At 71.8% G+C, this 24,440-nt stretch carries 20 protein-coding genes; 9 read left to right on the top strand and 11 right to left on the bottom strand.

What is annotated here, in order from left to right; all coding sequences use genetic code 11:
* Positions 1-10 precede the first annotated feature (10 nt).
* From OOJ98_RS32265 to OOJ98_RS32255, 3 genes are all read right to left on the bottom strand, one after another.
* Positions 11-547 carry a DinB family protein gene (locus OOJ98_RS32265; RefSeq protein WP_267058648.1) on the bottom strand — a complete coding sequence of 179 codons (537 nt, stop codon included), beginning with the start codon at positions 545-547 and terminating at the stop codon, positions 11-13.
* 128 nt (positions 548-675) lie between these two features.
* Entirely contained in the window at positions 676-2,133 is a 1,458-nt protein-coding gene (locus OOJ98_RS32260) for an aldehyde dehydrogenase family protein (RefSeq protein WP_267058647.1), read from the bottom strand.
* Positions 2,134-2,214: 81 nt separating this feature from the next.
* Positions 2,215-3,114 (bottom strand): helix-turn-helix transcriptional regulator, encoded by a 900-nt coding sequence (locus tag OOJ98_RS32255; RefSeq protein WP_267058646.1) that lies wholly within the window; start codon positions 3,112-3,114, stop codon positions 2,215-2,217.
* A 291-nt stretch (positions 3,115-3,405) separates the two neighbouring features.
* Between OOJ98_RS32255 and OOJ98_RS32250 the strand changes: the two genes are divergently transcribed.
* The gene (locus OOJ98_RS32250; RefSeq protein WP_267058645.1) at positions 3,406-3,906 is read left to right on the top strand and encodes an ATP-binding protein; all 501 of its coding nucleotides are present in this window, start codon (positions 3,406-3,408) and stop codon (positions 3,904-3,906) included.
* Between the two features lie 47 nt (positions 3,907-3,953).
* On the opposite strand, the gene OOJ98_RS32245 is transcribed toward OOJ98_RS32250, so the two are convergent.
* The gene (locus OOJ98_RS32245) at positions 3,954-4,193 is read right to left on the bottom strand and encodes a DUF397 domain-containing protein (RefSeq protein WP_053724624.1); all 240 of its coding nucleotides are present in this window, start codon (positions 4,191-4,193) and stop codon (positions 3,954-3,956) included.
* A gap of 308 nt (positions 4,194-4,501) precedes the next feature.
* Between OOJ98_RS32245 and OOJ98_RS32240 the strand changes: the two genes are divergently transcribed.
* Positions 4,502-4,975: a hypothetical protein gene (locus OOJ98_RS32240; RefSeq protein ID WP_267058644.1), complete on the top strand. Its 474-nt coding sequence runs from the start codon at positions 4,502-4,504 to the stop codon at positions 4,973-4,975.
* Positions 4,976-4,987: 12 nt separating this feature from the next.
* Here OOJ98_RS32240 and OOJ98_RS32235 read toward each other — a convergent pair whose 3' ends face one another.
* The gene (locus OOJ98_RS32235) at positions 4,988-7,051 is read right to left on the bottom strand and encodes an FUSC family protein (protein WP_267058643.1); all 2,064 of its coding nucleotides are present in this window, start codon (positions 7,049-7,051) and stop codon (positions 4,988-4,990) included.
* A 581-nt stretch (positions 7,052-7,632) separates the two neighbouring features.
* Positions 7,633-8,760, bottom strand: a complete 1,128-nt coding sequence (locus OOJ98_RS32230; RefSeq protein ID WP_267058745.1) for a DUF2786 domain-containing protein — start codon at positions 8,758-8,760, stop codon at positions 7,633-7,635.
* A 188-nt stretch (positions 8,761-8,948) separates the two neighbouring features.
* Between OOJ98_RS32230 and OOJ98_RS32225 the strand changes: the two genes are divergently transcribed.
* Positions 8,949-9,632 (top strand): DUF4232 domain-containing protein, encoded by a 684-nt coding sequence (locus OOJ98_RS32225; protein ID WP_267058642.1) that lies wholly within the window; start codon positions 8,949-8,951, stop codon positions 9,630-9,632.
* A gap of 25 nt (positions 9,633-9,657) precedes the next feature.
* Here the strand turns inward: OOJ98_RS32225 and OOJ98_RS32220 are convergent, their stop codons facing one another.
* Entirely contained in the window at positions 9,658-10,167 is a 510-nt protein-coding gene (locus OOJ98_RS32220) for a carboxymuconolactone decarboxylase family protein (RefSeq protein ID WP_267058641.1), read from the bottom strand.
* A 59-nt stretch (positions 10,168-10,226) separates the two neighbouring features.
* On the opposite strand from OOJ98_RS32220, the gene OOJ98_RS32215 reads away from it, so the two are divergent.
* The 3 genes from OOJ98_RS32215 to OOJ98_RS32205 all read left to right on the top strand — a co-directional run bounded on the left by OOJ98_RS32215 (position 10,227) and on the right by OOJ98_RS32205 (position 12,973).
* The gene (locus tag OOJ98_RS32215; protein ID WP_267058640.1) at positions 10,227-10,832 is read left to right on the top strand and encodes a MarR family winged helix-turn-helix transcriptional regulator; all 606 of its coding nucleotides are present in this window, start codon (positions 10,227-10,229) and stop codon (positions 10,830-10,832) included.
* A 46-nt stretch (positions 10,833-10,878) separates the two neighbouring features.
* On the top strand, positions 10,879-11,892 hold the full coding sequence (locus OOJ98_RS32210) for an aldo/keto reductase (protein WP_267058639.1): 1,014 nt from the start codon (positions 10,879-10,881) through the stop codon (positions 11,890-11,892).
* A gap of 88 nt (positions 11,893-11,980) precedes the next feature.
* Positions 11,981-12,973, top strand: a complete 993-nt coding sequence (locus OOJ98_RS32205; RefSeq protein WP_267058638.1) for an aldo/keto reductase — start codon at positions 11,981-11,983, stop codon at positions 12,971-12,973.
* Between the two features lie 314 nt (positions 12,974-13,287).
* Here OOJ98_RS32205 and OOJ98_RS32200 read toward each other — a convergent pair whose 3' ends face one another.
* Together OOJ98_RS32200 and OOJ98_RS32195 are read right to left on the bottom strand one after the other, a co-directional pair.
* On the bottom strand, positions 13,288-14,625 hold the full coding sequence (locus OOJ98_RS32200) for an MFS transporter (RefSeq protein WP_267058637.1): 1,338 nt from the start codon (positions 14,623-14,625) through the stop codon (positions 13,288-13,290).
* Positions 14,626-14,652: 27 nt separating this feature from the next.
* A complete protein-coding gene (locus OOJ98_RS32195) occupies positions 14,653-15,096 on the bottom strand; it encodes a MarR family winged helix-turn-helix transcriptional regulator (protein WP_267058636.1) in 444 nt (147 codons plus the stop codon).
* A gap of 168 nt (positions 15,097-15,264) precedes the next feature.
* Here OOJ98_RS32195 and OOJ98_RS32190 point away from each other — a divergent pair, with 168 nt between their 5' ends.
* Positions 15,265-15,447, top strand: coding sequence for a ribbon-helix-helix protein, CopG family (locus OOJ98_RS32190; protein WP_267058635.1), 183 nt, complete (start codon positions 15,265-15,267; stop codon positions 15,445-15,447).
* A 691-nt stretch (positions 15,448-16,138) separates the two neighbouring features.
* On the opposite strand, the gene OOJ98_RS32185 is transcribed toward OOJ98_RS32190, so the two are convergent.
* Positions 16,139-17,593, bottom strand: a complete 1,455-nt coding sequence (locus OOJ98_RS32185) for an NCS2 family permease (RefSeq protein WP_267058634.1) — start codon at positions 17,591-17,593, stop codon at positions 16,139-16,141.
* Between the two features lie 216 nt (positions 17,594-17,809).
* Between OOJ98_RS32185 and OOJ98_RS32180 the strand changes: the two genes are divergently transcribed.
* Positions 17,810-18,100: a DUF2530 domain-containing protein gene (locus OOJ98_RS32180; RefSeq protein ID WP_267058633.1), complete on the top strand. Its 291-nt coding sequence runs from the start codon at positions 17,810-17,812 to the stop codon at positions 18,098-18,100.
* Between the two features lie 106 nt (positions 18,101-18,206).
* A complete protein-coding gene (locus tag OOJ98_RS32175; protein WP_267058632.1) occupies positions 18,207-20,624 on the top strand; it encodes a cation-translocating P-type ATPase in 2,418 nt (805 codons plus the stop codon).
* Between the two features lie 426 nt (positions 20,625-21,050).
* On the opposite strand, the gene OOJ98_RS32170 is transcribed toward OOJ98_RS32175, so the two are convergent.
* The gene (locus OOJ98_RS32170; protein ID WP_267058744.1) at positions 21,051-24,143 is read right to left on the bottom strand and encodes a sacsin N-terminal ATP-binding-like domain-containing protein; all 3,093 of its coding nucleotides are present in this window, start codon (positions 24,141-24,143) and stop codon (positions 21,051-21,053) included.
* Positions 24,144-24,440 lie beyond the last annotated feature (297 nt).

The raw sequence follows: 24,440 nt of genomic DNA, 5'->3' as shown, positions 1-24,440 counted from the left end.
GCCTATGACCTCACCCGTTCGCGAGGGCCACCAGCTCGAACGCCGTCTTCCCGTCGAGCGACTCGCGGATGATGTCGGCGTGCCCGGCGTGCCGGGCGAACTCCTCGACCAGGTGCATCAGCAGCCAGCGCATCGAGACCTGGCCGTCCTTCGGGAACCACGGCGCCGGCGGCAGCGGGAAGGTGTCGTCGAGCGAGGGCACCTTGCGGATGAACTCCTCGGTTTCGAGCGCCACTTCGTCCCAGAAGGCCAGCACGCCCTGGATGGTCTCGTCACCGGTCAGCCGGAAGCTCTCGTGCCAGTCCGACTGATCGCGCTGCTTCGGGTTCGGCTGCTGCTGCGCCATCCGCAGCCAGTTCAGCTCGCACTCGGCGACATGCTTGAGCAGCCCCGAAAGCGACAGCTCGCTCGCGCTCGGGCGGCTCGCGGCCTGCTCCTCGGTGAGGCCGATGACGGAGCGCCGCAAGCCGCCGCGCTGCGCCTCCACGAAGAGCAGGAGCGCCCCGCGCTCGTCGCCGTGTGCTGCGGAGGGTACGTGCGTAACCATGGTCAAACCGCCTTCGTCCGGGCCTGGTTGGCTGATGCCGGCGGCCCGGCGGCGCGTCCTGCGCGCCGCCCCGCCGACAAGAAGCACGGTAGGCGGCAAAGAGGTCAGTTCCTGTCCGCTACTTCCCGTCAGAACGGGAACGGGCTCCGCTCGTGCTGCACCGAGATCCACTTCTGGGTGGTGAACGCCTCGACCGTCGAGTCACCGTTCAGCCGCCCGAGGCCCGAATACTTCTCGCCGCCGAAGGCGACCAGCGGCTCGTCCTGGATCGTCGAGTCGTTGACGTGCATCATCCCGGTCTCGATCCGCTTGGCGAACCGCACCCCGCGCTCCACGTTGCCGGTGTGCACGGCACCGCTCAGGCCGTACGGGCTGTCGTTCGCCATGCGTACGGCCTCCTCCTCCCCGTCGAAGGGGATGAGCAGCGCCACCGGACCGAAGATCTCCTGGCGCAGCACGGACGCGTCGGCGGGCAGCCCCCCGAGGACGGTGGGCTCGACCAGGTTGCCGCGGGTGGCGCCCCGTACCAGCGCGGTGGCGCCCTCGGCCAGGGCCTGGTCGACCAGTGAAGTCAGCGCGTCGGCCTGGAAGTTGTTGATGACCGGACCGATGTCGGTGGCCGGATCCGCCGGGTCACCGGTCTTGAGCGTGGCCACCTTGGCGAGGAACTTGGCCGTGAACTCCTCCTCCACCGACCGGTCGACCAGGATGCGGTTGGCGGCCATGCAGACCTGGCCCTGATAGACGAAGCGGCTGAAAACCGCCGCGTCCACCGCGTAGTCGAGGTCGGCGTCGTCCAGGACGACCAGGGCGCTGTTGCCGCTCAGCTCCAGGATGACGCGCTTGAAGTGGCTGCCGGCGACGGCTGCGACATGACGGCCGGTGCGGTCGGAGCCCGCGAAGGAGATCACCTTCGGTACGGGGTGCTCTATCAGCGCGTCGCCGACCTCGGCGATGTCGGTGACCAGCACGTTCAGGAGGCCGGCGGGGAGCCCGGCGTCCTTGAAGATCTTGGCGATGAGGCCGCCGCCGACCACCGGCGCGTTCTGGTTCGGCTTGATGACGACCGCGTTGCCCAGCGCCAGCGCGGGGGCGATGGACTTGATCGTGATCAGGAACGGGAAGTTGAACGGGCTGATGACGCCGATCACCCCGACCGGCAGCCGGTAGACGCGGTTCTCCTTGCCGTCGACCGGAGACGGCAGGATCCGGCCCTCGGGGCGGAGCGCCAGCTGGATCGCCTCGCGCAGGAACTCCTTGGCGAGATGGACCTCGTAGACCGCCTTGAGCCGGGTACCGCCCAGCTCGCTGATCATGGCCTCGATGATCTCGGGCTCGCGGTCCTCGGTGATCCGCAGGGCGCGCTCGAAGACGAGCCGGCGGGTATAGGGGTTGGTCTCGGCCCATGCGCGCTGGGCGCGCTGGGCGGCGCGATAGGCCTCGTCGACCTCGTCGACGGTCGCGACGGTGATGGCGGCGAGCTTCTCCCCGTTGTACGGATCGAAGTCGATGATGTCCCACGACCCGCTGCCGGTGCGCCACTGGCCGTCTATGAACTGGTGGGCGAGGTCGGTGAAGAAGGACATGCCATCCCCTACTGCTGTGTCCGCCGGCTTCGCGCGGTCAACCGCGTAACTGGCCTGATGTGACGTCATCCTACTGATGAGTCAGCTGAGTTGAAGGAGTCCGCGCAGAAGATCGCGGCTTTCCTCCGGGCCGGGGCTGTCCTGTTGCAGTCGGGCCATGGCGCGTTCGTACTGCGCGACCTCTTCCGCCTTGTCCAAATACAGTGCGGAGGTGAGCTGTTCGAGATAGACGATGTCCGACAGGTCCGACTCGGGGAACCGCAGCATTGTGAAGGCGCCGCTCTCACCCGCGTGGCCGCCGAAGCTGAACGGCATCACCTGGAGGTGGATGTTGGGCTGCTCGGACATCTCGATGAGGTGCTTCAACTGGCCGCGCATCACGTCGCGTTCGCCGTACGGGCGGCGCAGGGCCGCCTCGTCGAGCACCGCGTGGAACTGCGGAGCCCGCTCGGACACCAGGGCCTTCTGCCGCTCCAGCCGCAGCGCGACGCGCTTGTCGATCTCGGCGGCGGGCGCTCCCTGCATACCGCGCGAGACCACCGCGTGGGCATAGGCCTCGGTCTGCAACAGGCCGTGCACGAACTGGACTTCATAGATACGGATGAGCGACGCGGCGCCCTCCAGACCGATATATGTCTGGAACCAGCCGGGCAGCACATCGCCGAAGCTGTGCCACCAGCCCGCGATGTTGGCCTCCTTGGCGAGGCCGAGCAGGGACATGCGCTCGGATTCGTCGCCGACGCCGTAGAGCGTGAGCAGGTCCTCGACATCCCTGGCCTTGAAGCTCACGCGCCCCAGCTCCATACGACTGATCTTGGACTCGGACGCCCGGATCGAGTACCCGGCGGCTTCCCGCGTGATGCCGCGCGACTCACGCAGGCGCCTGAGCTGAGAGCCCAGCAGAATGCGCCGGACCACGGAGCCTCCGCCGGCCTCGACTGCGCTCGGCCGGGGGGATCCCCATGCCTCCCCTGCGGTCACTTCGCCGTCCTCCCCATCCAATGGTGCGGTGCAGTCTGCCATCAAAACGCTTCACCCCGTACCCGCGCGATTACGGAAATGGTCAAGGAGTGAAATCGGCCTGAGGAACTTCTGAGGAAGAAATGAGCAAGAAACGGCACGGGCAGGGACAGGTCGGTCGCGTGCACGTGCATCTGCCCTTGCATCGGGCCGACGCATTCGGAACCATGGCCCTCGCGCACCTGCGTGCTCAACTGCGTCTAGTCGCTTGCGTCCTGTACCGCCACGGCCGCGAACCCGGGAGTGCCTCGCATGGGGACGAATGGATCGACCATGCTGGAGCCTTGTCAGCCCTTAAGGCAGGCGCTTCCCCCCTTCGACCCCTCGACCGTGGCGGGATCCGCGTCCTGCGCGCTGCCCGCTCGCTTCGAAGCCGTGGGCGGGGCACGGAAGTTCACCAGATCCACGCTCACGCAGTGGGACCTCACCGAGTGTTTCGACGATGTCGCCCTCGTCGTCTCCGAGCTCGTCACCAACGCCCTGCGCCACGCGCTGCCCGCGGACACCCCGCGCGAGACCGAGGTGCCGGTACGCCTGCATCTGATGCGCTGGACGAGCCGTCTCGTGTGCGCGGTACGCGACCCCAGCGACGACAGCCCGGTCGAGCGCGAGCGGGACGACTTCGGCGCGGAGTCCGGCCGCGGCCTGTTCCTGGTCGAGTCGTTCGCCGACAGCTGGGGCTGGCACCCGCTGACGGGGGCGGTCGGCGGCAAGGTCGTGTGGGCGCTGTTCCGCCTCCAGCCCGCCGACTGAGACACGACGGAGCAACGGGAGGCCTGGGCGGCCGGGACCGGCCGGGCTCAGTCCGCTATCAGGTGGTCGAACTCCCCGTCCTTGATCCCGAGCAGCATCGCCTCTATCTCCGCTCTGGTGTAGACCAGGGCCGGCCCGTCGGGGTGGCGTGAGTTGCGTACCGCCACCCCTCCTCCCGGCAGTTTGGCGAACTCGACGCAGGACCCCTGCGAGTTGCTGTGCCGGCTCTTCTGCCACGCGGCACCCTGAAGCTCCGCTGCCGCCATGCCGTTGTACGCGTGGTGCAAGGTCGCTCCCGGGAATGTGCAGACGTGCAACTGTGAATGGTCAACTGACCCGGATCATAGCTGTGTTCATGTGCGCCTGCATGGGAAGATGCACGTGCACGCGGGGTGCCCGAGCGGTTACAGCGGGGGCCCCGCGCACGCGAATCGAATTCCCCGTACCCAGGGAAGAGACGCCGTGCGGCCCCGTCTGGTTCAAGCACCCGCCCGATCGGTGCCGGCCGGGCCGGGACGCGGTGACCCGGCTGGTAATTTGTCGCGGTCCTGGACGCCGTTCAGGGACTCAACCGCTCACAGGGGGAAGACACCTCGTGCACCAGCACATACGCACCGCCGGCTGCGCCGCGGCCGGGCTCGCGGCAGCGCTCGTACTGACCGGCTGCGGCAGCAGCGACAAGAAGGCCGACCCGGCCCCCGCATCCCCGTCCGGCGCCGCGTCCGCCACGGCGACGGGTTCCGGCACTCCCGCCACCAGCAGTGACCTGCAAGGGAGTTGGACCGCGACGAGCGGCGGCAAGACAGTCACCATGGCCGTCGCGGGCAAGGGCGTGGCCCTGCTCACCCCGCATGTCTGCTCCGGCACCGCCACCGAGAGCGGGGGCATGACGATGCTCACCCTGAAGTGCGCGGACGGGAACACCGAGCGCACCCAGGGCATGGCCACCATCAAGGGCGACACCCTCGACGTCGCGTGGCAGGGCGCCGGAACGGACTCCTTCACCCGCGGCAAGGCCGGCTCGCTCCCGACCGGCAGTCTCCCCACGGCGGGTCTGCCCACCCCGTAACCCGGGGCGTCGTCACGCCTGCGGGGTGTCCGGTGGGTCGGTCAGGGCGTCGGTCAGATCATCGAGGCAGTGCAGGACCAGGCCGGCGCCGCCGCGCACCACACGGTCGGGCACCCCCTCGCCGTCCCACGCGGCCAGGGCCCGCTCGACCTCCTCCCACTGCGGAACGCGCCGTTCCCGCACCGCCTTCGCCCCCCGCTCGGTGGCCTCGCGCAGCGCCTCGGCGAGTTCCGCGGCGGCCGGCACCGGCACCGCGCCGTCCTCCGGCAGATGCGCCTCCATCAGCATCGCGGTACGCCCCAACTGGCCCAGCGCGTGGGCGGCTTCCTCGGCCGACGAGCGCGAGAGTCCGCGGTGGCGCACCGGCTCGTGGGTGGCCTTGTCGAGCGCCTCCTGCCAGGCGATGCGGGCCGCGCGGGTGTCGAGCAGCGCCTCGCGGACCGCGCCGGAGCCGCGGCCGGGGTCGGCGTAGTGGTCGACGACCGCGGAGGCGTACCGCCCGCTCGCGGCGAGCCAGTCGGCGAGGCGGGTGCGCAGCCGCGGCGTCTCCCAGGCCGGATAGACGGCGTACGAGATCATCGCGAGCGCCCCGCCGATCAGCGTCAGGAAGACGCGGTCGGGCACGGTCTGCGTCCACTGGAGGCCGCCCATGCCGAGCAGGAACACGACGTACGCGGAGACGCAGCCGCTCAGCACGGCGTACCCCGTACGCATCAGCAGGTACGCCAGGAACGCGCAGGTCACCGCGATGGCGGCGGAGAGGCCGGTGTCGGGGTGGGTGAGCTGGACGATGCCGGTGGCGAGGGCCACGCCGACGAGGGTGCCGCCGAAGCGGGCGACGGCGCGGGCGTAGGTGAGCGAGAAGTCCGGGCGCATCACCATCACGGAGGCCATGGGGGCCCAGTAGCCGTGGCCGAACGGCAGGACGTAGCCGAGCAGATAGCCGGCCGTCGCCACCGCGCAGACCCGCACGGCGTGCCGGAACACCGGCGAGTTCCGGTTGCGGGCCTCGGCGCGCATGGTGCGCAGGGCGAGCGGGACCAGACGCGGCAGGGTGGGCCTGAGCAGGGGCTCCGCGCCCGCGCTTGTGCCGCCGCCCTGGGCGGTTTCGACGACGTCGGCGAGGAGCGCGATGAGCCGGGCCGCGGCGCGGCGGGCGGGGCCGGTGAGGATGGCTCCGGTGTCGGGGGTGGCGAGCGCGGCCTCGGCGGCGGGCGGGATGACGGCGGCCTCGCCGTGCCGGACCGCGCGGGCCGCGGCGTCCAGGACGGTGGCCGCGGCGGCCAGCAACTCCCGTACGCGGTCCCGCTCCTCGCCCTCCTCCGGCACCCCGAGCGCGGGATCGGCGAGCGAGGCGAGCACAGGACGGATCCGCTCGGCGACACCGCGGGAGCCGTGCAGTTCGGAGGGGCGGCGGCGGGCTTCGCGGGGCGTGACGGCGGCGGCGAGCCGGGCGGTCATGAGGGGCTGGGGGTCGAACGGGGCGACCGGGTCGTGGCGCAGCCGCCGCGCGTAGTCGGCCTCGGCGGCGAGGGCGTCGGCGAGCGCGTCGCGCTGCGCGCCCCAGCGGCGGATGGGGAACAGGACGACGAGGGCGGCCTGGACGACCCCGCCGAACGCGATCATCGCGGCGTGCCCGGCGGCTTCGGCGAGCGAGCTGGGCAGGGTGACGGTGACCAGCATGATCGCCACGTTGGACGAGGCGATCACCCCCACGGTCGGGCCGACCGCCCAGGCGAGGCCGGACAGGAAGGTCCACAGCGCGAGCAGCAGCAGGAAGAACGGGGAGTGGGTGCCGACGAGGTAGCCGAGGAAGGTGGAGAGCGCGAGGGAGAGCCCGGAGGCGAGCGCGAGCACCGGGCGGGGGCGCCAGCTGCGCTGGTACGTGGCGATGGCGCCCTGGAACGCGCCGAACGCGGCGCCGGCGGCGACGGAGGGGCCGAAGAGGGTGAGGCTGATGCCGACGACCACGGCGAGGCCGGCTGCGCCGCGCAGCGCGACGAGGGGTTCGAGCCGGCGCGGCTCGACCTTCAGCCCCGAACGGGCGGTCTCCTTCAACGCCCGCAGCCAGCTCATGATCCCGAGCGTAACGGTTCCCCCCACCTAGGACCGGGATCCCTCTCGCTCCTATCCCACCCCTGCCCCCGCTTTCGTCTGCGGACCGTGCCCGCGTCTCGCGCAGTTCCCCGCGCCCCCAGGTGGGTTCCCCTTGGCAGGGCGCCCAGCCTCGGCCCCCTCAGCCCGTCCGGCACTTGAGGACGAGCGCGCCCTTTCAGCCCGTCCAGCACTTGAGGACGAGCGCGCTTTAGCCCGTCCGGCGTTTGAGGACAAGCGCCCTTCAGGCGCGAACGGGGTCTGGGGCGGAGCCCCAGGAGCCTGTACCTCAGCCCGTTCCATAACCCCCGGAGGGTTTCGGGAAGGGGCGGGGTGGGGCATCCCGGGGCCTGGGGCGGAGCCCCAGCAACCCCGCTTTCGGGTGCAGACCGTGCTGGGCTGGTCGCGCAGTTCCCCGCGCCCCTAAAAAGTAGGCACCCGGAGTCGCAGCCCACCGCCCACGCCCGCCGCGGCGGAGCCGCGCAAACGGCACAGCCCCGCGCCCCTAGTAGGGCACCCGGCACCGAGCCACGCGGCCGCGCCCACCGCGGCGGAGCCGGGGGTTACTCGATGCCTGGGCGGAGGCCCGGGTGGTGGGCGCGGTCGGCGGCGGCACGCCCATCACGCCAGCCCGACTCGTCGGACACGCCCCGCACCCGCGTGGACACCGTCCGCGGAAACATCTCCTCCGCCCGCCCCGCAACGGCCACCGCCCGCGTAGCCAGCACCGGAAGGACCTCGCCCCCGAACTCCGCCTCCACATGCCGTGCCGTCGCGGACAGCAGGTCCCCGAGCCGCCCCGCGTACGCCAGCAGGAACGACTGACGGAACGTCTTCGTGCGCTTGCGCCCGCCCGCCCGCTGCGCCGCCTCCGCCTTCGTCATCGCCGCCGTGCCCTGCACGAGCAGCGAGGTGTAGAGGAGTTCGACCGCCTCCAGGTCGCCCTCGAAGCCGACGACCGTCGAGAAGCCGAACGCCGAGTTCCACACCGCCCGGCAGTGGTTGGCGGTGGCGACCGCGTCGAGCAGGATCGCCTTCGCCGTCTCGTACGGCGCGTCCACCCCGATCCGGCACGCCCCCGGCACCTCCCCGCCGCCCCCGCCGGCCCCGCGCCCCGCGAGCAGCGCCTCGTCCACGCTGTGCCGGGCCATCAGCTCCTGCGCCTTCGCGCTGAGCGCCTCCGCCTCCTCGGGGAACCCCGTCGCCTCGGCCTTGGCCAGCAGTGCCCGGATCCGGGCCAGCGCCTTCGGTTCGCCGTGCACCGGCGGCCCGAGCAGGGACGCGCCCGGCACGGGCCCGGCCGGCTCGATCGCGGGCAGTGCCAGCAGCAGCCGGTACAGCTCCAGGACGGCGGTGGCGTACGAGAAGCGGTCCGCCCGCCACGCCTCGCGCGGCAGCGCGTCCACCTGCTCCGGCCACCGCGCGGGCAGCCGCTCGTAGCGGGCCAGCTCGTCGCGGATCAGCCCGCTGAGGACGCGTACGTGCGGCTCGTCCAGGTCGCGCCGTACGATCCGTACGACATCGGCGGGATGCCAGCCCCGCTCCCAGGCCCGGCGTACGAACTCCCGCCCGCGCAGGGCGAGTTCGGCGTCCGCGCCGGGCGCGGAGGCGAGCAGCGAGGCGCCGGTGTCGAGGGCGGCGTCGCCCTCGGTGTACAGCGCAGCGGCGAAGGCTCGGTCGACGGCCTCCATCACCGCACCCCCCATCCGTGCCTGCGTCCGTGTCCGTGTCCGTGTGGGCAGGTCACCGCGACGGGCGCCACCATGTCAGTGTCTCCTCACCGGTCCACCAACCGATCCGTACCTTCCGGACACGATCCTCCCAGCAGTCGAACGGAACCACGAAACGCCCCTCACCCTCCCCCCACGAAAGGTCGACCGTGTCGCGCCCCCACACCGCACGCCTCACCACCCTCGCCCTGCTCACCGCCGGTCTGACCCTGGCCCTGACCGCCTGCGGCACCGGCGGCGGATCCGGCACGGCGACCCCCGACTCCCCCAGCGCCACCGGCACCGGCTCCCCGTCCGGCTCCCCCGGCGCGGACGGCGGCCGCACCATGGCCCCCTCCGGCGGAAGCTCCGGCGGCGGCACGAACACGGGGGCGGGGACGGGGGCGGGGACGGGCACCGGCGCCGGGCCCGCCGGCTCTCACTGCCTCACCTCGCAGCTCGCCTTCGCCGTCGCCCCCGGCAGCGGCGCCCGGTCGGAGGGTTCGCAGGGCGCCATCACCGTCACCCTCACCAACAGGGCCGCCAAGCCCTGCGCGATGAGGGGCTATCCGGGGGTCGACCTGGTGGGCGGCGCCACCCGCTGGTCGCTGACGCGCGGGACCGCCGAGTCGCCGGCGACGGTCACGGTGCGGCCGGGCGCGACCACCACCTTCACCCTCTTCTACCTGCCGTTCCACAGCGGCGACGGCAAGGAGTTCACGCCGAAGGAGATCGTGGTCACCCCGCCGGACGAGACCCACTCCCACACCCTGCCCTGGACCTTCTCCGCTGTCCTGCTCCAGGACGGCGCCACCCACCCCGGGACCTACATCGGCCCCATCGGCTCCAAGTGACCTGCGAACAGGGTGGGTTGACGCCTCACATGCCCGCGCCGGTCAGCCGGTTCGCGAAGGTGGACAGGGTGTAGGTGCCGATCCCGAGGACCACTTCGAGGGCGTTCTGCTCGGTGTAGCCGTACGACAGGAAGTCCTCGACGGTCTCGTCCTCGACGCCGCCCGCCTTCGCGAGGACCGCGAGGGTGAAGCGGCGTACGGCGTCGAGCCGGGGGTCGGCGAGCGGGCGGCGCTCATGGAGGGCGGCCACGAGCTCCTCGTCGGCGCCCAGGTCGTGCAGTCTGCCGGTGTGCATCGCGACGCAGACGTGGCACTCGTTGCGGACCGCGACCGTCATGACGAGGACCTCGCGCGCGACCGGGTCGAGGGTGGTCTGCTCGAAGATGCCGTTCAGCTTGAGGAAGCCGTCGAGGAGGTGCGGCGACGTGGCCATCCGCGCGACGGGCGGGGTGAGCCGGCCTAGGTGGCGGACGGTGACCTCCATCGACTTGTGCGCGGCGGCCGGAGCCGATTCGAGGGTGTGCTCGGTGAACATCGTGAGGCCCTGCTTCCGTACGGCCGGGTGCCGCGCATACGGCGGCGCCCGGAACTAGAATGGACAACGTGGTTGACGGAAAAACGGTAAACCAGGTTGTCCATTCGCGCAACGCCAAGACCGGCGGGCGCGCTACCGGCGCGCCCGGAAGCGGTCCAGGAAGCGATCCCGCACCCGGCCCAGGGCCCGGCCCCGCACCCGCCCCCGACGCGCCCGGATACGAGCTGCCCCTGCTCCTCCTCGCCGGGTTCCGCTCGCTCATCGACCGGCTGCACGCAGAGCTGGCCCGCCAGGGCCACCCCGAGCTGCGCCCGGCCCACGGCTTCGCGCTCCAGGCCATCGGGCTCCCCGGATCCACCGCAAGCGAGATCGGCCGACGGCTCGGCGTCTCCAAGCAGGCCGCCGGCAAGACGGTGGACCGCCTCATCGCCCTCGGCTACGCCGAACGCGCCGACGACCCCGGCGACGCCCGCCGCAAACTGGTCCGGCTCACCCCGCGCGGCCTCGACGCCCTCGCACGCTCGGCGGCCATCTTCGACCAGCTGCGCGGGAGTTGGGCCGACGTCCTGGGCCACGACCGGCTGCGCGGGCTCGAAGCGTCGCTGCGCACGGCCGTACCGCCGGAGGCCTTCCGCCTCGACGCGTCGAGCTGGCTGGGGAGTTGACGCCAGGACTTGCTTCGAGCGCACACGAACCGGCTTTGATGGACGCATGAAGTACACACAGCTCGGACGCACCGGACTCCAGGTCAGCCGTCTCGTCCTCGGCACGATGAACTTCGGCGGCGAGACCGACGAGGCGGGCAGCCACGCGATCATGGACGCCGCCCTCGACGCGGGCGTCAACTTCTTCGACACCGCCAACATCTACGGCCCCGACGACGACAGCAAGGGCCGCACCGAGGAGATCCTCGGCTCCTGGTTCGCGGGCGGCGCCGACCGCCGCGACAAGGTCGTCCTGGCGACCAAGCTGTACGGGGACATGACGCCCGGCTCGACCTGGCGCAAGGCGGCCTGGCCCAATCACAACAAGCTGTCGGCGGTCAACATCCGCCGCGCCGTGGACGCCTCGCTCAAGCGGCTCGGCACCGACCACATCGACATCTACCAGTTCCACCACGTCGACCGGGACACCCCGTTCGAGGAGATCTGGCAGGCCATCGACGTCCTCATCACGCAGGGCAAGATCCTGTACGCCGGCACCTCCAACTTCCCCGGCTACAAGATCGCCCAGGCCAACGAGATCGCCGCCCGCACCGGACGCGTCGGCCTCGTCAGCGAGCAGTGCCTCTACAACCTCGCCGAACGCCGCGCCGAGATGGAGGTCATCCCGGCCGCCCAGGAGTACGGGCTCGGCGTCATCCCCTGGTCGCCGCTGAACATGGGCCTGCTCGGCGGCGCGCTGCGCAAGGAGCGCGACGGCACGGGCTCGCGCAGCATCAAGAGCGTCCGCTCGGCCGCGGGCCTGGCCGATCCCGCCATGCGGGCCAGGGTCGAGGCGTACGAGAACCTGCTCGCCAAGCACGAACTCGACCCGGGCGAGGTGGCGCTGGCCTGGCTGCTCACGCGGCCCGGCGTGACCGGCCCCATCGTGGGACCGCGCACCCCCGAGCACTTCCGGTCGGCGCTGCGTGCCGTGGAGTTGGAGCTGAGCGAGGAGCTGCTCGGCGCACTCGACGAGATCTTCCCCGGTCCGGGCCCGTCGCCGGAGGCCTTCGCCTGGTAGGCCGCACACGGGCAGGGGCGGGGCGAGCTCCGAAAGCCCCGCCCGGCCCCTTGCCTTGAGCGCGCTCGAAGACGTTGGCTGGTTGCCCATGAAGTACACGCAGCTCGGACGCACGGGTCTCCAGGTCAGCAGGATCGTCCTCGGGACGATGAACTTCGGACCGCAGACCGACGAGGCCGCAAGCCACGCGATCATGGACGCCGCGCACGGCGCGGGCATCAACTTCTTCGACACCGCCAACGTGTACGGCTGGGGCGAGAACAAGGGCCGTACCGAGGAGATCATCGGTAGCTGGTTCGCCCAGGGCGGCGACCGCCGCGACAAGACCGTCCTCGCCACCAAGCTCAACGGCAACATGGCCGCGGGCGAGCCGTGGCCCAACCACCACAAGCTGTCCGCGGTCAACATCCGCCGCTCCGTGGAGGCCTCCCTCAAGCGCCTGCGCACGGACCACATCGACGTCTACCAGTTCCACCACATCGACCGCCTGACCCCGTTCGAGGAGATCTGGCAGGCCATCGACGTCCTCATCACGCAGGGCAAGATCCTGTACGCCGGTTCGTCGAACTTCCCCGGCTACAAGATCGCCCAGGCCAACGAGCTGGCCGCCCGCACCGGGCGGATGGGCCTGGTCAGCGAGCAGTGCCTCTACAACCTCGCCGAACGCCGCGCCGAGATGGAGATCATCCCGGCGGCGCGGGAGTACGGGCTCGGGGTCATCCCCTGGTCGCCGCTGCACGGCGGCATGCTCGGCGGCATCCTGCGCAAGGAGCGCGAGGGCACGGCGGGCCGTTCGCAGGGCGGCCTCGCGGCGCAGGCGCTCGCCGCTCCGGGGGTGCGCCGGCAGGTGGAGGCGTACGAGGAGCTCGTCGCCAAGCACGACCTCGACCCGGCGGAGGTGGGCCTGGCCTGGCTGCTCACCCGGCCCGGAGTGGCGGGCCCGATCGTCGGCCCGCGTACGGCGGAGCAGCTCGACGCGGCGGTGCGGGCGGTCGAGATCGACCTGCCCGAGGAGTTCCTGACCGCGCTCGACGCCATCTTCCCCGGCCCTGGGCCGTCCCCGGAGGCCTTCGCCTGGTAGGCGCCGGCGCGCACAGGGTCCGGAACCCTCGCGGTGCCCTCGCGGACACCGCGGGGGCACCGCGGAACTTCCTCGGCGGGGCGGTCGGGGTCAGCGGGCGGCGGCCGCCACCGCCACCACGACGAACATCAGCACGAGCACACCGGCCATGATCCGGTTCCTGGTCTTCGGGTCCACCCCCTGAGCGTAACCGGCCGCGCCGGGCGGCCCGCTGCCGGGCGGGCCCGTGGAGCGGAAGCGCCGCCGTGACGCAGAACGGCCCGGCTCCCCGCGAGGGGGCCGGGCCGAGTCCGCGTACGGCGCCCCGGAGGGCGTCAGGCGGCGGTCACAAGCGCCGGGTTCCTCGGGACGAATGCGAGGTGGCGGTGGCCGCGGCGCACGTCGACCTTCAGGCGCAGGTTGGCCGCTCGGGCCAGCATCAGGCCCACGCCGACGGCCGCCGCACCGCAGATGAGACCGCCGAGCGCGAGGCTCACACGGACGCCGTAGACATCGGTCAGCCAGCCGAAGAGCGGGCCGCCGAGCGGGGTGCCGCCGGTGAAGACCATCATGAACAGGCTCATCACACGGCCCCGCATCTCGGGGTCGGTGGCCATCTGCACCGAGGCGTTGGCGGTCACGTTGACCGTCAGACCGAGGATGCCGACGGGGATGAGCAGCGCCATGAACACGCCGATGTCGGGTGAACCGGACGCGACGATCTCCAGCAGTGCGAAGAGCACCGCGGCGCCGGCCAGCATGCGCAGCCGGGTGGTGGAGCGGCGGGCCGCGAGCAGTGCGCCGACGAGCGAGCCGATCGCCATCAGGCTGTTGAACATGCCGTACATGCCGGAGTCGCCGTGGAAGACGTCGGAGGCGAACGCGCTCAGCCAGATGGGGAAGTTGAACCCGAAGGTGCCGACGAAGCCGACGAGCACGATCGGCCAGATCAGCTCGGGCCGCTCGGAGACGTACGCGAGCCCCTCCTTCAGCTGGCCCTTGCCGCGCGGGGCGAGCTTGGTCGGCTGGAGCTCCTTGGTGCGCATCAGCGACAGCATGATCAGCGGCGCGGTGAACGACAGGCCGTTGGCGAGGAACGCCCAGCCGGGTCCGACGGCCGCCATCACGAGGCCGGCGACGGCGGGGCCGACGAGCCGGGCGGACTGGAAGTTCGCCGAGTTCAGACTGACCGCGTTGCGCACCCGGTCGGGTCCGACCATCTCGGAGACGAAGGACTGCCGGGTCGGGTTGTCGACGACGGTGACCAGGCCGGTGAAGAAGGCGGTCAGGTAGACGTGCCACACCTGGACGTGCCCGGACAGGGTCATCACGGCGAGGAAGAGGCCGCCCAGGCCCATCGCCGCCTGCGTCACGAACAGGATGTTCCGCTTGGCGAACCGGTCCGCTATGACGCCGCCGTACAGGCCGAACAGGAGCATCGGCAGGAACTGCATGGCGGTGGTGATGCCGACCGCGACCGATGATCCGGTGATGGTCAGGACCAGCCAGTCCTGGGTGATCCGCGCCATCCAGGTGCCTATGTTGGACACGATGGCACCGCTGAAGAACAGCCGGTAGTTGCGGACACCGAGTGAGGAGAACGTCCCCCCACCGCGCTTGTTGTAGGTAGGGGTAGGTGCGGGGGCGGAGTCTGCTCCGGATCCCGTACTCAAAAGGGCTCGCCTCCTTGCGATGCGCGTTTACAGATGTGCGAGCTTCTCCAGGACCGGGGCGGCCGCGCGCAGCTTCGCCCATTCGTCCTCGTCCAGACCTTCCGCGAGGGAGGCCAGCCAGGCGTTGCGCTTGCGGCGGCTCTCTTCGAGCATCGCCTCGGCCTCTTCGGTCTGGCTGACCACCTTCTGGCGGCGGTCATCGGGGTGCGGCTCCAGCCTGACCAGGCCTTTTGCCTCAAGCAGTGCGACGATTCGGGTCATCGACGGCGGCTGTACGTGCTCCTTGCGGGCCAGCTCACCGGGGGTGGCCGAGCCGCAGCGGAAGAGTGTGCCGAGCACCGACATCTCGGTCGGGCTGAGCGATTCGTCGACGCGCTGGTGCTTGAGGCGCCGGCTCAGCCGCATGACGGCCGAGCGCAGGGAGTTCACGGCGGCGGCGTTGTCGCCAGTGCCGTGGGAAGGGTCAGACATGTTTGTTAGCGTAACTCATTACTCTGGCTAAATACCACCGGAATCGTGGGTGTCCAGCGCCACACGTGGCCCGGGGGCAACGGGGCCGGTCCGGAACTATCACTCGAACGAGTGAGTACTCGACGAAAACCGCCGCGCGGGGCCGTGGCGTGCGGCCACCCTCGCTCCATGGGGACCAGCGTGCTCAGCCTGCGCATAGACGGTGAGCTGCTCGATCGGCTCAAGCGGCATGCCGCGAAACGCGGAATGAGCGTCCAGGACTATGTGGTCCGGACGCTCATGCGCGACGACTTCGACGAGCGGTTCAAGGCGGCGGTGGACGAGACGGAGCGGTTCTATGGCGCCGCCTAGCCACCCAACACCGGCCGGCCTCAGCCCCCCGGCCCACCTCAGCCCGTCCGGCTGCTCGATGCCGGCCGGCTTGGGCCACCTCAGCCCGTCCGGCTGCTCGATGCCGGCTGGCTTGGGCCACCTCAGCCCGTCCGGCTGCTCGATGCCGGCTGGCTTGGGCCACCTCAGCCCGTCCGGCGATTGAGGACGAGCGCCCTCAAGGCGCGAAACGGGGTCTGGGGCGGAGCCCCAGGCAACCCCGCTTTCGGGTGCGGACCGTGCCCGCGTCTCGCGCAGTTCCCCGCGCCCCCAGGTGGGCTGCTCTTGGCAGGGTGCCTGGCCAAGGCCACCCCAGCCCGTCCGGCGATTGAGGACGAGCGCCTTTCGGGCGCGAACGGGGTCTGGGGCGGAGCCCCAGGCAACCCCGCTTTCGGGTGCGGACCGTGCCCGCGTCCCGCGCAGTTCCCCGCGCCCCCAGGTGGGGCGACCTGGGCGGCATGCCCAGCAGAGGCCACCTCAGCCCGTCCGGCGATTGAGGACGAGCGCCATTCGGGCGCGAACGGGGTCTGGGGCGGAGCCCCAGGCAACCCCGCTTTCGGGTGCGGACCGTGCCCGCGTCCCGCGCAGTTCCCCGCGCCCCTGGCGGGGTTGGCCTTGGCGGCATGCCCAGCATCGGCAACCCCAGCCCGTCCGGCGATTGAGGACGAGCGGGCTACGTCAGGCCGAGGGCCGGCATCAGGTAGTAGAAGGCGAAGACCGCCGACACGATGTACATCGCGATCGGGATCTCGCGGGCCCGCCCGGCCACGAGCCGCAGCACCGTGAAGGTGATGAAGCCCATGCCGATGCCGTTGGTGATCGAGTACGTGAACGGCATCATCAGCATCGTCACGAACGCCGGAATCGCGATCGTCCAGTCCGCCCAGTCGATCTCCCGGATCGATCCGGAAAGGATCAGGAAGCCCACCGCGAGCAACGCGGGCGTGGCCGCCTGGGACGGCACCATCGTGGCGATCGGCGTGAGGAAGAGCGCCACGGTGAACAGCGCGCCCGTGACGACGTTCGCGAACCCCGTCCGGGCCCCCTCGCCGACCCCCGCCGTGGACTCCACGAAGCACGTCGTCGCGGACGAGGACGACGCCCCGCCCACCGCGACCGCGATGCCGTCGACGAACAGGACCCGGTTCATGCCGGGCATGTTGCCCTGCGCGTCCGTCAGCCCCGCCTCGTCGCTGATGCCCATGATCGTGCCCATCGCGTCGAAGAAGCACGACAGCAGCACGGTGAAGACGAACAGGATGCCGGTCAGCACCCCGACCCGGGAGAACCCGCCGAACAGGCTGACCTGGCCGACGAGCCCGAAGTCCGGGGCGTCGACGGGGTTGCCCGGCCACTTCGGGGTGGTCAGACCCCAGGACGGCACGGTCGCCACCGCATTGATGATCATCGCGAGGACGGTCATCGCGACGATCGAGATGAGGATCGCGCCCGGCACCTTGCGGACCATCAGCGCGAGCGTGAGCAGCACGCCGAGGACGAAGACGAGCACCGGCCAGCCGAGCAGATGCCCGTTGCCGCCGAGCTGGAGCGGCACCGTGGTGTGCGCGGCGTCCGGCATCCGCGAGACGAAGCCGGAGTCGACCAGGCCGATCAGCATGATGAAGAGGCCGATGCCGATGGCGATGCCCTTGCGCAGCCCCAGCGGCACCGCGTTCATGACGCGTTCGCGCAGCCCGGTGGCGACGAGCAGCATCACCACGAAGCCGGCCAGCACGACCATGCCCATGGCGTCGGGCCAGCTCATCCGGGGAGCGAGCTGCAGCGCGACCACGGTGTTGACGCCGAGCCCCGCCGCGAGTGCGATCGGCACGTTGCCGATGACGCCCATGAGCAGCGTGGTGAAGGCGGCGGTCAGCACGGTGGCGGTGACCAGCTGCCCGCTGTCGAGCTGATGCCCGTACATGTCCTTCGCGCTGCCGAGGATGATCGGGTTCAGCACGATGATGTAGGCCATCGCGAAGAAGGTCGCGAACCCACCACGGATCTCACGGGCGAAGGTGGAACCACGCTCGGAGATCTTGAAATAGCGGTCGAGTCCGTTGACCGGCGGAGTGGATGCCGGCGGCTGAGCTGCGGCGTCGACCGTGTCGGGGGCCGAGGGGGACATGCGGGACCTCAGTCGTGAAGGGGCGGGGAAAACGGCACGTACCCGAACTTCTTTGGATGTTCTACCGAACAGAATGAGTCAGCCGTAAGCAGTTTCAGTATGAATACATAAGTCGAAGATCACCATCTCCGCGCGTAGACCTAAGGGCCGCCCGGCCCGGGACCGGGCCGGACCAGCAGCGGAAACCCGGGAAAGGCCGCGCCCTACACTGATCGCATGGCGAAGTGGACACCCCAGCACGAGGCGCCGGAGCCCCTTGAGGGCCCCGTGGTCGCCACCATCACCGGCGGAACGATCCTCTGGTTCGTCCTCTTCCTCGTCCAGCTCCCCTTCTACGGCTGGTTCGACGACCACGGCCACACCTGGTGGGTGTGGACCTGCCTGGCCGGCGGCGGCCTCGGCCTCATCGGCGTCTGGTACGTCCGGGGCCGCGACGCGGCGCTCAAGCGGCACGCCGCACAACAGGCGGCGGGCCCGGCCGACGGCGCAAGGGCCGAAGGTCGCTGACTTCCGGGACCCTCGTACCGCCCAGGGACCATTCGTCTCCTCCCGGAGTCGGATGTTCGACCGTCCCAGCAGGTGAAGCGGCCCATCCCCCCGTACCGTCGAATTCATGACGCAGCGCGCCAACATCGACGCCGGGGCGGAACTCGACCCCGTCCACCCCATGCGGCTGCCCGAGCGGGAGCCTCGCTCCGGCGGGCTGACCACGGCCGAGGTCGCCGAGCGGGTGGCGCGCGGCGAGGTCAACGACGTTCCCCTGCGCAGCAGTCGCTCCACCGCCGAGATCGTCCGGGGCAACGTCTTCACCCGGTTCAACGCGATCATCGGCGTGCTCTGGGCGGTCATGCTCGTCGTGGCGCCGATCCAGGACAGCCTGTTCGGCTTCGTGATCATCGCCAACACCGGCATCGGCATCATCCAGGAGATGCGCGCCAAGAAGACCCTGGACAGCCTGGCCGTCATCGGCGAGGCACGGCCCACGGTGCGGCGCGACGGGGCCGCCGTGGAGATCCCCACCTCCGAGATCGTGCTCGGCGACGTCATCGAACTCGGGCCCGGCGACAAGATCGTGGTGGACGGCGAGGCGGTCGAGGCCGACGGCCTGGAGGTCGACGAGTCGCTCCTGACCGGAGAGGCCGACCCGGTCCTCAAGAAGCCCGGCGACAAGATGATGTCGGGCGCCTTCGTCGTCGCGGGCGGCGGCGCATTCACCGCGACCCGGGTGGGCCGCGAGGCGTACGCCGCTCAACTGGCCGAGGAGGCCAGCCGGTTCACGCTCGTCCACTCCGAGCTGCGCAGCGGCATCTCCACCATCCTCAAGTACGTCACGTGGATGATGATCCCCACCGCGCTCGGCCTGGTCATCAGCCAGCTGGTGGTCAAGGACAACAACATCAAGGACTCCATCGCCCGCACCGTGGGCGGCATCGTCCCGATGATCCCGGAAGGCCTCGTCCTGCTGACCTCGGTCGCCTTCGCGATCGGCGTGATCCGCCTCGGCCGCAAGCAGTGCCTGGTCCAGGAGCTGCCCGCGATCGAGGGCCTGGCCCGCGTGGACGTGGTGTGCCTCGACAAGACGGGCACGCTCACCGAGGGCGGCATGGACGTCAGCGAGCTGCGCCCCCTCAACGGCTCGGACGAGGCGTACATACGCAAGGTGCTCGGCGCGCTGGGCGAGTCCGACCCTCGGCCCAACGCCTCGCTCCAGGCGATCATCGACGCCTACCCGGACAGCGAGGAGTGGCGCTGCACCGAGTCGCTGCCGTTCTCCTCGGCCCGCAAGTACAGCGGCGCCGCGTTCAGCGAGGGCGACGGCGAGAACAGCACCTGGCTGCTCGGCGCGCCGGACGTCCTCCTGGAGCAGGGCGACCCGGCGCTCTCCGAGATCGACGCGCTCAACGAGCAGGGCCTGCGCGTCCTGCTCCTCGCCCGCGGCTCCCGCGAACTCGACGACCCCGCCATCGCGTCCGACGCCGAGCCCGCCGCGCTCGTCGTCCTCGAACAGCGGCTGCGGCCCGACGCGGCCGACACCCTGCGCTACTTCGCCGACCAGAACGTCAAGGCCAAGGTCATCTCCGGCGACAACGCGGTCTCCGTGGGCGCGGTCGCCGGAAAGCTCGGCCTGCCCGGCGCGGCCGACACCGTCGACGCCCGCCACCTCCCCACCGACCAGGCCGAGATGGCCGACATGCTGGACGCCAACTCGGTCTTCGGCCGGGTCACCCCGCAACAGAAACGCGACATGGTCGCCGCCCTCCAGTCCCGTGGCCATACGGTCGCGATGACCGGCGACGGCGTCAACGATGTGCTCGCGCTCAAGGACGCGGACATCGGCGTGAGCATGGGGTCCGGCTCGGAGGCGACGCGGGCGGTCGCCCAGATCGTCCTGCTGAACAACAGCTTCTCCACGCTGCCGTCGGTGGTGGCGGAGGGGCGCCGGGTGATCGGCAACATCACGCGCGTGGCGACGCTGTTCCTGACCAAGACGGTGTACTCCGTGCTGCTCGCCGTCCTGGTGGTGTGCTCCCAGGTCGAATACCCCTTCCTGCCCCGCCACTTGACCCTGCTGTCCACCTTCACCATCGGCATCCCGGCGTTCTTCCTGGCCCTCGCGCCCAACAAGGAGCGCGCCAAGCCGCACTTCGTGCGCCGGGTGATGCGGTACGCGATTCCGAGCGGGGTGATCGCGGGGGTGGCCACGTTCGTGACGTACATGATCGCGCGGTCGTACTACAGCGGGCCGGGCGAACTGGACGCGGAGACCAGCGTGACGACGCTGACGCTGTTCCTGGTGTCGATGTGGGTGCTGGCGATCATCGCGCGGCCGTACACGTGGTGGCGGGTGGTGCTGGTCCTCTCCATGGGCGTGGCGTTCCTGCTGGTGCTCGCGGTGCCGTGGTTGCAGCACTTCTTCGCGTTGAAGCTGGTGGGGGCGGTGATGCCGTGGACTGCCGTCGGCGTTGCGGTGGTGGGTTCCGCCGCCCTGGAACTGACCTGGCGCTGGGTAACCCGCCGCTGGCCCGACTAGCCCGGGGAGTGCCGGGTGCCCTACGTCTTTAGGGGCGCGGGGCTGTGCCGATTGCGCGGCTCCGCCGCGGTGGGCGCGGGCGGTCGCTCGGTGCCGGGTGCCCTCCTTAGGGGCGCGGGGAACTGCGCGGGTGCCCCAGCACGGTCCGCAGACGAAAGCCGGCCGGGGTTGCTGGGGCTTCGCCCCAGGCCCCGGGATGCCCCACCCCGCCCCTTCCCGAAACCCTCCGGGGGTGGGAAGGGGGGCTGGGGTTCAGGACCTGGGGCTCCGCCCCAGACCCCGTTCGCGCCCGAAAGGCGCTCGTCCTCAAGCGCCGGACGGGCTGAAGATGCCGAGGCCAGGCACCCTGCCAAGGGGAACCCACCCAGGGGCGCGGGGAACTGCGCGGGTCGGGCGGGACCGGCTCCCCCGGTGCGGGGCCGGGGTTCAGTCGAACCAGCGGTCTCGGGCCAGTTCGGCCGTGCGGGACGGGTCCTCCAGGAGCGCCGCCACCTCGAACCGGCGGGGCCACTGCGCCGAGGCCCAGGCGAGGCCCGCCGCCACCCCCTCCAGGGTCGACGCGTGCACCACCCCGTCCTCCGCCCGGCGCCAGTCCAGCTCCACCCCGCCCGCCAGCAGCGCCTCGTGCTCGACGTACGTCGACGGCGCGGCCGGGCCGAGCAGGGCCCGGACGGCGTCCGGCACCGCGTGCGAGGCGCCCTCGGACGTGACCTCCGCACCCCCCGCCTCGCTGAGCCGCCCCACCTGGAGCAGCTCCGCGAGGTCGGCCGCCCTCGCCGGCGCGACGGGGAGCAGCGCACGGCCCGCGGCCAGCGGCAGCAGATCGGGCGCGTCCGCCACGACCGCGTCCGCCGCGTCGACGACCCGCACCTCCCCGTCCACGACCGCCCGCAGCTCGTCCGGCAGCGTCACCTGCTCCGGGTCGAGCTCCGCCAACGCCGTGTACAGCGCGTGGAGTTGAGCCGCGGAGACCGGGCGGGTGACGTCCGCGAGCCGCCCGAGGAGCTCCGCCGCGCCGCCCGGCTCGTCGAGCAGCGCCGCCACCGAGGTGCGTACGCCGAGCGCCCGCAGGACCTGCGTGTCGTCGAAGCCCGTCGCGTCGACGGACTCGTACAGACCGGCGAGCAGGGGGTCGGAGCCGGCCGCCCGCAAACCCGCGGGGCGCCGGCCGTCGAGGACCGGGTGGTCGCGCAGCCACCAGGCGGTGTGGGGGCGGACGGATTCCGTCGTGCCGTCGGGCAGCAGGACGCGTACGGGCTGGATCAGGGCGTCCCGCAGCGGAGGCTGGGCGAGCAGGGCGAGCGCCTGCGGCCAGGCGTCGTCGTCGACGAGGTCGAGGTCGCGCACGGCGACGATCTCCGTGGCGACGGGCGGCACCGGTGAGTCCGGGAGGCGGTCGAGGACGTCCTCGCACCACACGTCGACCGCGTCGAGCAGCCCCGCGTCGTCCGGCTCGGCGAAGTCTCCCTCGCGGGGCTCCAGTTCGTCGGGGTCGAGGACGACATCGGTGGCCCGTACGAGGGCGAACGTGGCGAGCACCCCGCACGCGGTGAGCGGCTGCTCGCCCCAGCGGTCCGCCAACTCCCTTTCCACCTCGGCGAGTTCACCCTCGCGGATGATGGCGGCGAAGGGCGGGCCGGGCAGCACGAGTTCGCCGGCGGGGGCGAGTTCGCCGTCCTCGTCGGGCAGCGCGAGCGCGCCGAGCCAGGGCTCGTCACCGGGTTCGAGATCCGCCTCACGCACCAACGCCAGCACGATGTGGGCGAGTTCGTCGGGGTCGAGGGCGTCCTCGTCCCAGATCTCCCCGCTGTCGAGGGAGGCGGCGACGGCGGCCCGCACCTGAGGGGTCGTCAGGACCGCGCGCGGTGTCGCGGGCAGCGCGCCGAGCCGTTCGAGGAGCGGGTGGGCGGCATCCGGGTGCGCGACCTTCAGACCGAGTCGTCCCAGGTCGGCGGGGGTGTCGGCGAGGGGCAGCAGGATCTGCCGGGGCCCGATCGCGGTACGGCCGCCGACCAGCGGCACGGGCAGCCCGGAGAGCCGGTCGGGGTCGACCCCGGCGAGCGTCTCGTACAGCCGGTGCCACCACTCGGGGGCGCGTTCGGCCCCCGCGATGCGCTCGATCGCATCACCCAGCGAGAGCCGTCCGACCTCCAACGCGCGCAGTTCCGGGCGGCGTTCGAGCCCGGCGGGCAGCAGGGTGGGCAGCACTTCGGCGAGTACGCGCACGGTGTCGGCGCCCGCGCCCTCGACGACCTCCGCCTCGAAGGGGCGCAGCGCGAGGAGTTCCTCGGTGGGCGCGGCGGGCGCCAGGAACGCGACGCGGGGCAGCCGGCGCAGGACGGCCGCGCGCAGGGCGCCGTCCAGCTCGCCCCGGCCGAGCGGGCCCGGCACCAGGTCGACGGTGCCGGTCGCCACCGGCCGCCAGGCGCCGAGCAGTTCGGCGTACGCGTCGGCGGCGCGCTCCACCAGGAAGTCGGTGAGCGGGCCCGGCGCGGGGTGGCGGCGCGCGGTGTCCAGCGGGAACGAGGCGATGAGCAGCGCGGGCACGCCGAGCGGCTCGTCGGTGGGGGTGGGCGCGTGCACGACCGCGGCGGTACGGGGCCGCTCGGGCGCGCCGTCCTCGTCGACCGGGACCGCCCAGGTCACCGTCCAGTGCGGACGCAGCCGCTCCTCGACGGGCCGGTCGGCGAGCAGCTCCTTGCCGATGGGCCCGTGATGGCTGACGGTCCGCCACCGGTGGACGCTCTGGTCCCGGCTGTCGTCGATGTGGACGTACGCGTCGTGCACGGACCGCCTCAACACCCGGGTGGCGTCCGGGGTCTCCACGACGATCTCGGACAGGCCGGGCAGGGTGAGGAGCAGGGCGTCGTCGATGCCGTCGAGGAGGCGGCGTACGAGGTCCTCGGCGGTACCGTCGCGCAGCGGCAGCACCACGACGGTGTCGTACCCCTCGGGGGCGGCGCCCTCCGCGGGCAGCGGCAGCCTGAGCAGCGGTACGTGGCCTTCGCGGCGGCGCAGCTCGTCGCCGAGGCCGGGGCTCGCGAGGGCGGCCTGGGCGGCCAGCTCGCGGGCCTCGCCGAGCGACCAGCGCACGCCGCCGGTGCGGCCCACCACGGCGGGCTCGTCGCTGACGGCGAGCACCGCGGCGAATCCGACGCCGAACCGGCCGACGGCCACCTCGGTGTCGGCGCGCTTGGCGCTGGCGCGGAGGGTGGAGAGCGACTCGACGCCGATCGCGTCCAGGGGGGCGCCGGTGTTCGCGGCGGCGAGGACGGCGGGGTTGCCGTGGCCGGCGGGGTGCAGGGTCAGACGGAGCCGGCCGGTGGTGCCGGCCCTGGCCGCGGCGTCGGCGGCGTTCTGGGCGAGCTCCACGACGAGGCGGTCGCGGTAGCCGCCGAGCGCGAGGTCCTCCTCGGCGTTGGCGTCCTCGCGGAATCGGGCGGGGCCCGCGCCCCAGGCGTTCAGGACGCCTCGTCGCAGCCGCGCCGTCCCGAAGGGGTCGGGCCCTTCGGCCGCCATCGCCTTGACGATCACGCCGTACTCCGCTCTGTCCTGCCCCGCGTTGCCGGGACCGCGGCCCGAAGGTACCCCGCCCGGCCCCCACCCCGGCAATCCCGTGTCCCTGGACGGACTCCTCTGGTCAGGGTGCCCGGCGGGGACCACCGCTGGGTGGGTTGCTCTCGGCAGGGTGCTTGGCGGGGGCCACCGCTGGGTGGGCTGCTCTTGGCAGGGTGCCTGGCCGAGGCCACCTCAGCCCGTCCGGCGATTGAGGACGAGCGCCTTTCGGGCGCGAACGGGGTCTGGGGCGGAGCCCCA

Origin of the sequence: Streptomyces sp. NBC_00083 (assembly GCF_026343295.1) — a bacterium.
In the GTDB taxonomy this organism is placed as follows: Bacteria; Actinomycetota; Actinomycetes; order Streptomycetales; family Streptomycetaceae; genus Streptomyces.
This window is presented reverse-complemented; position numbering and strand designations above follow the sequence as displayed.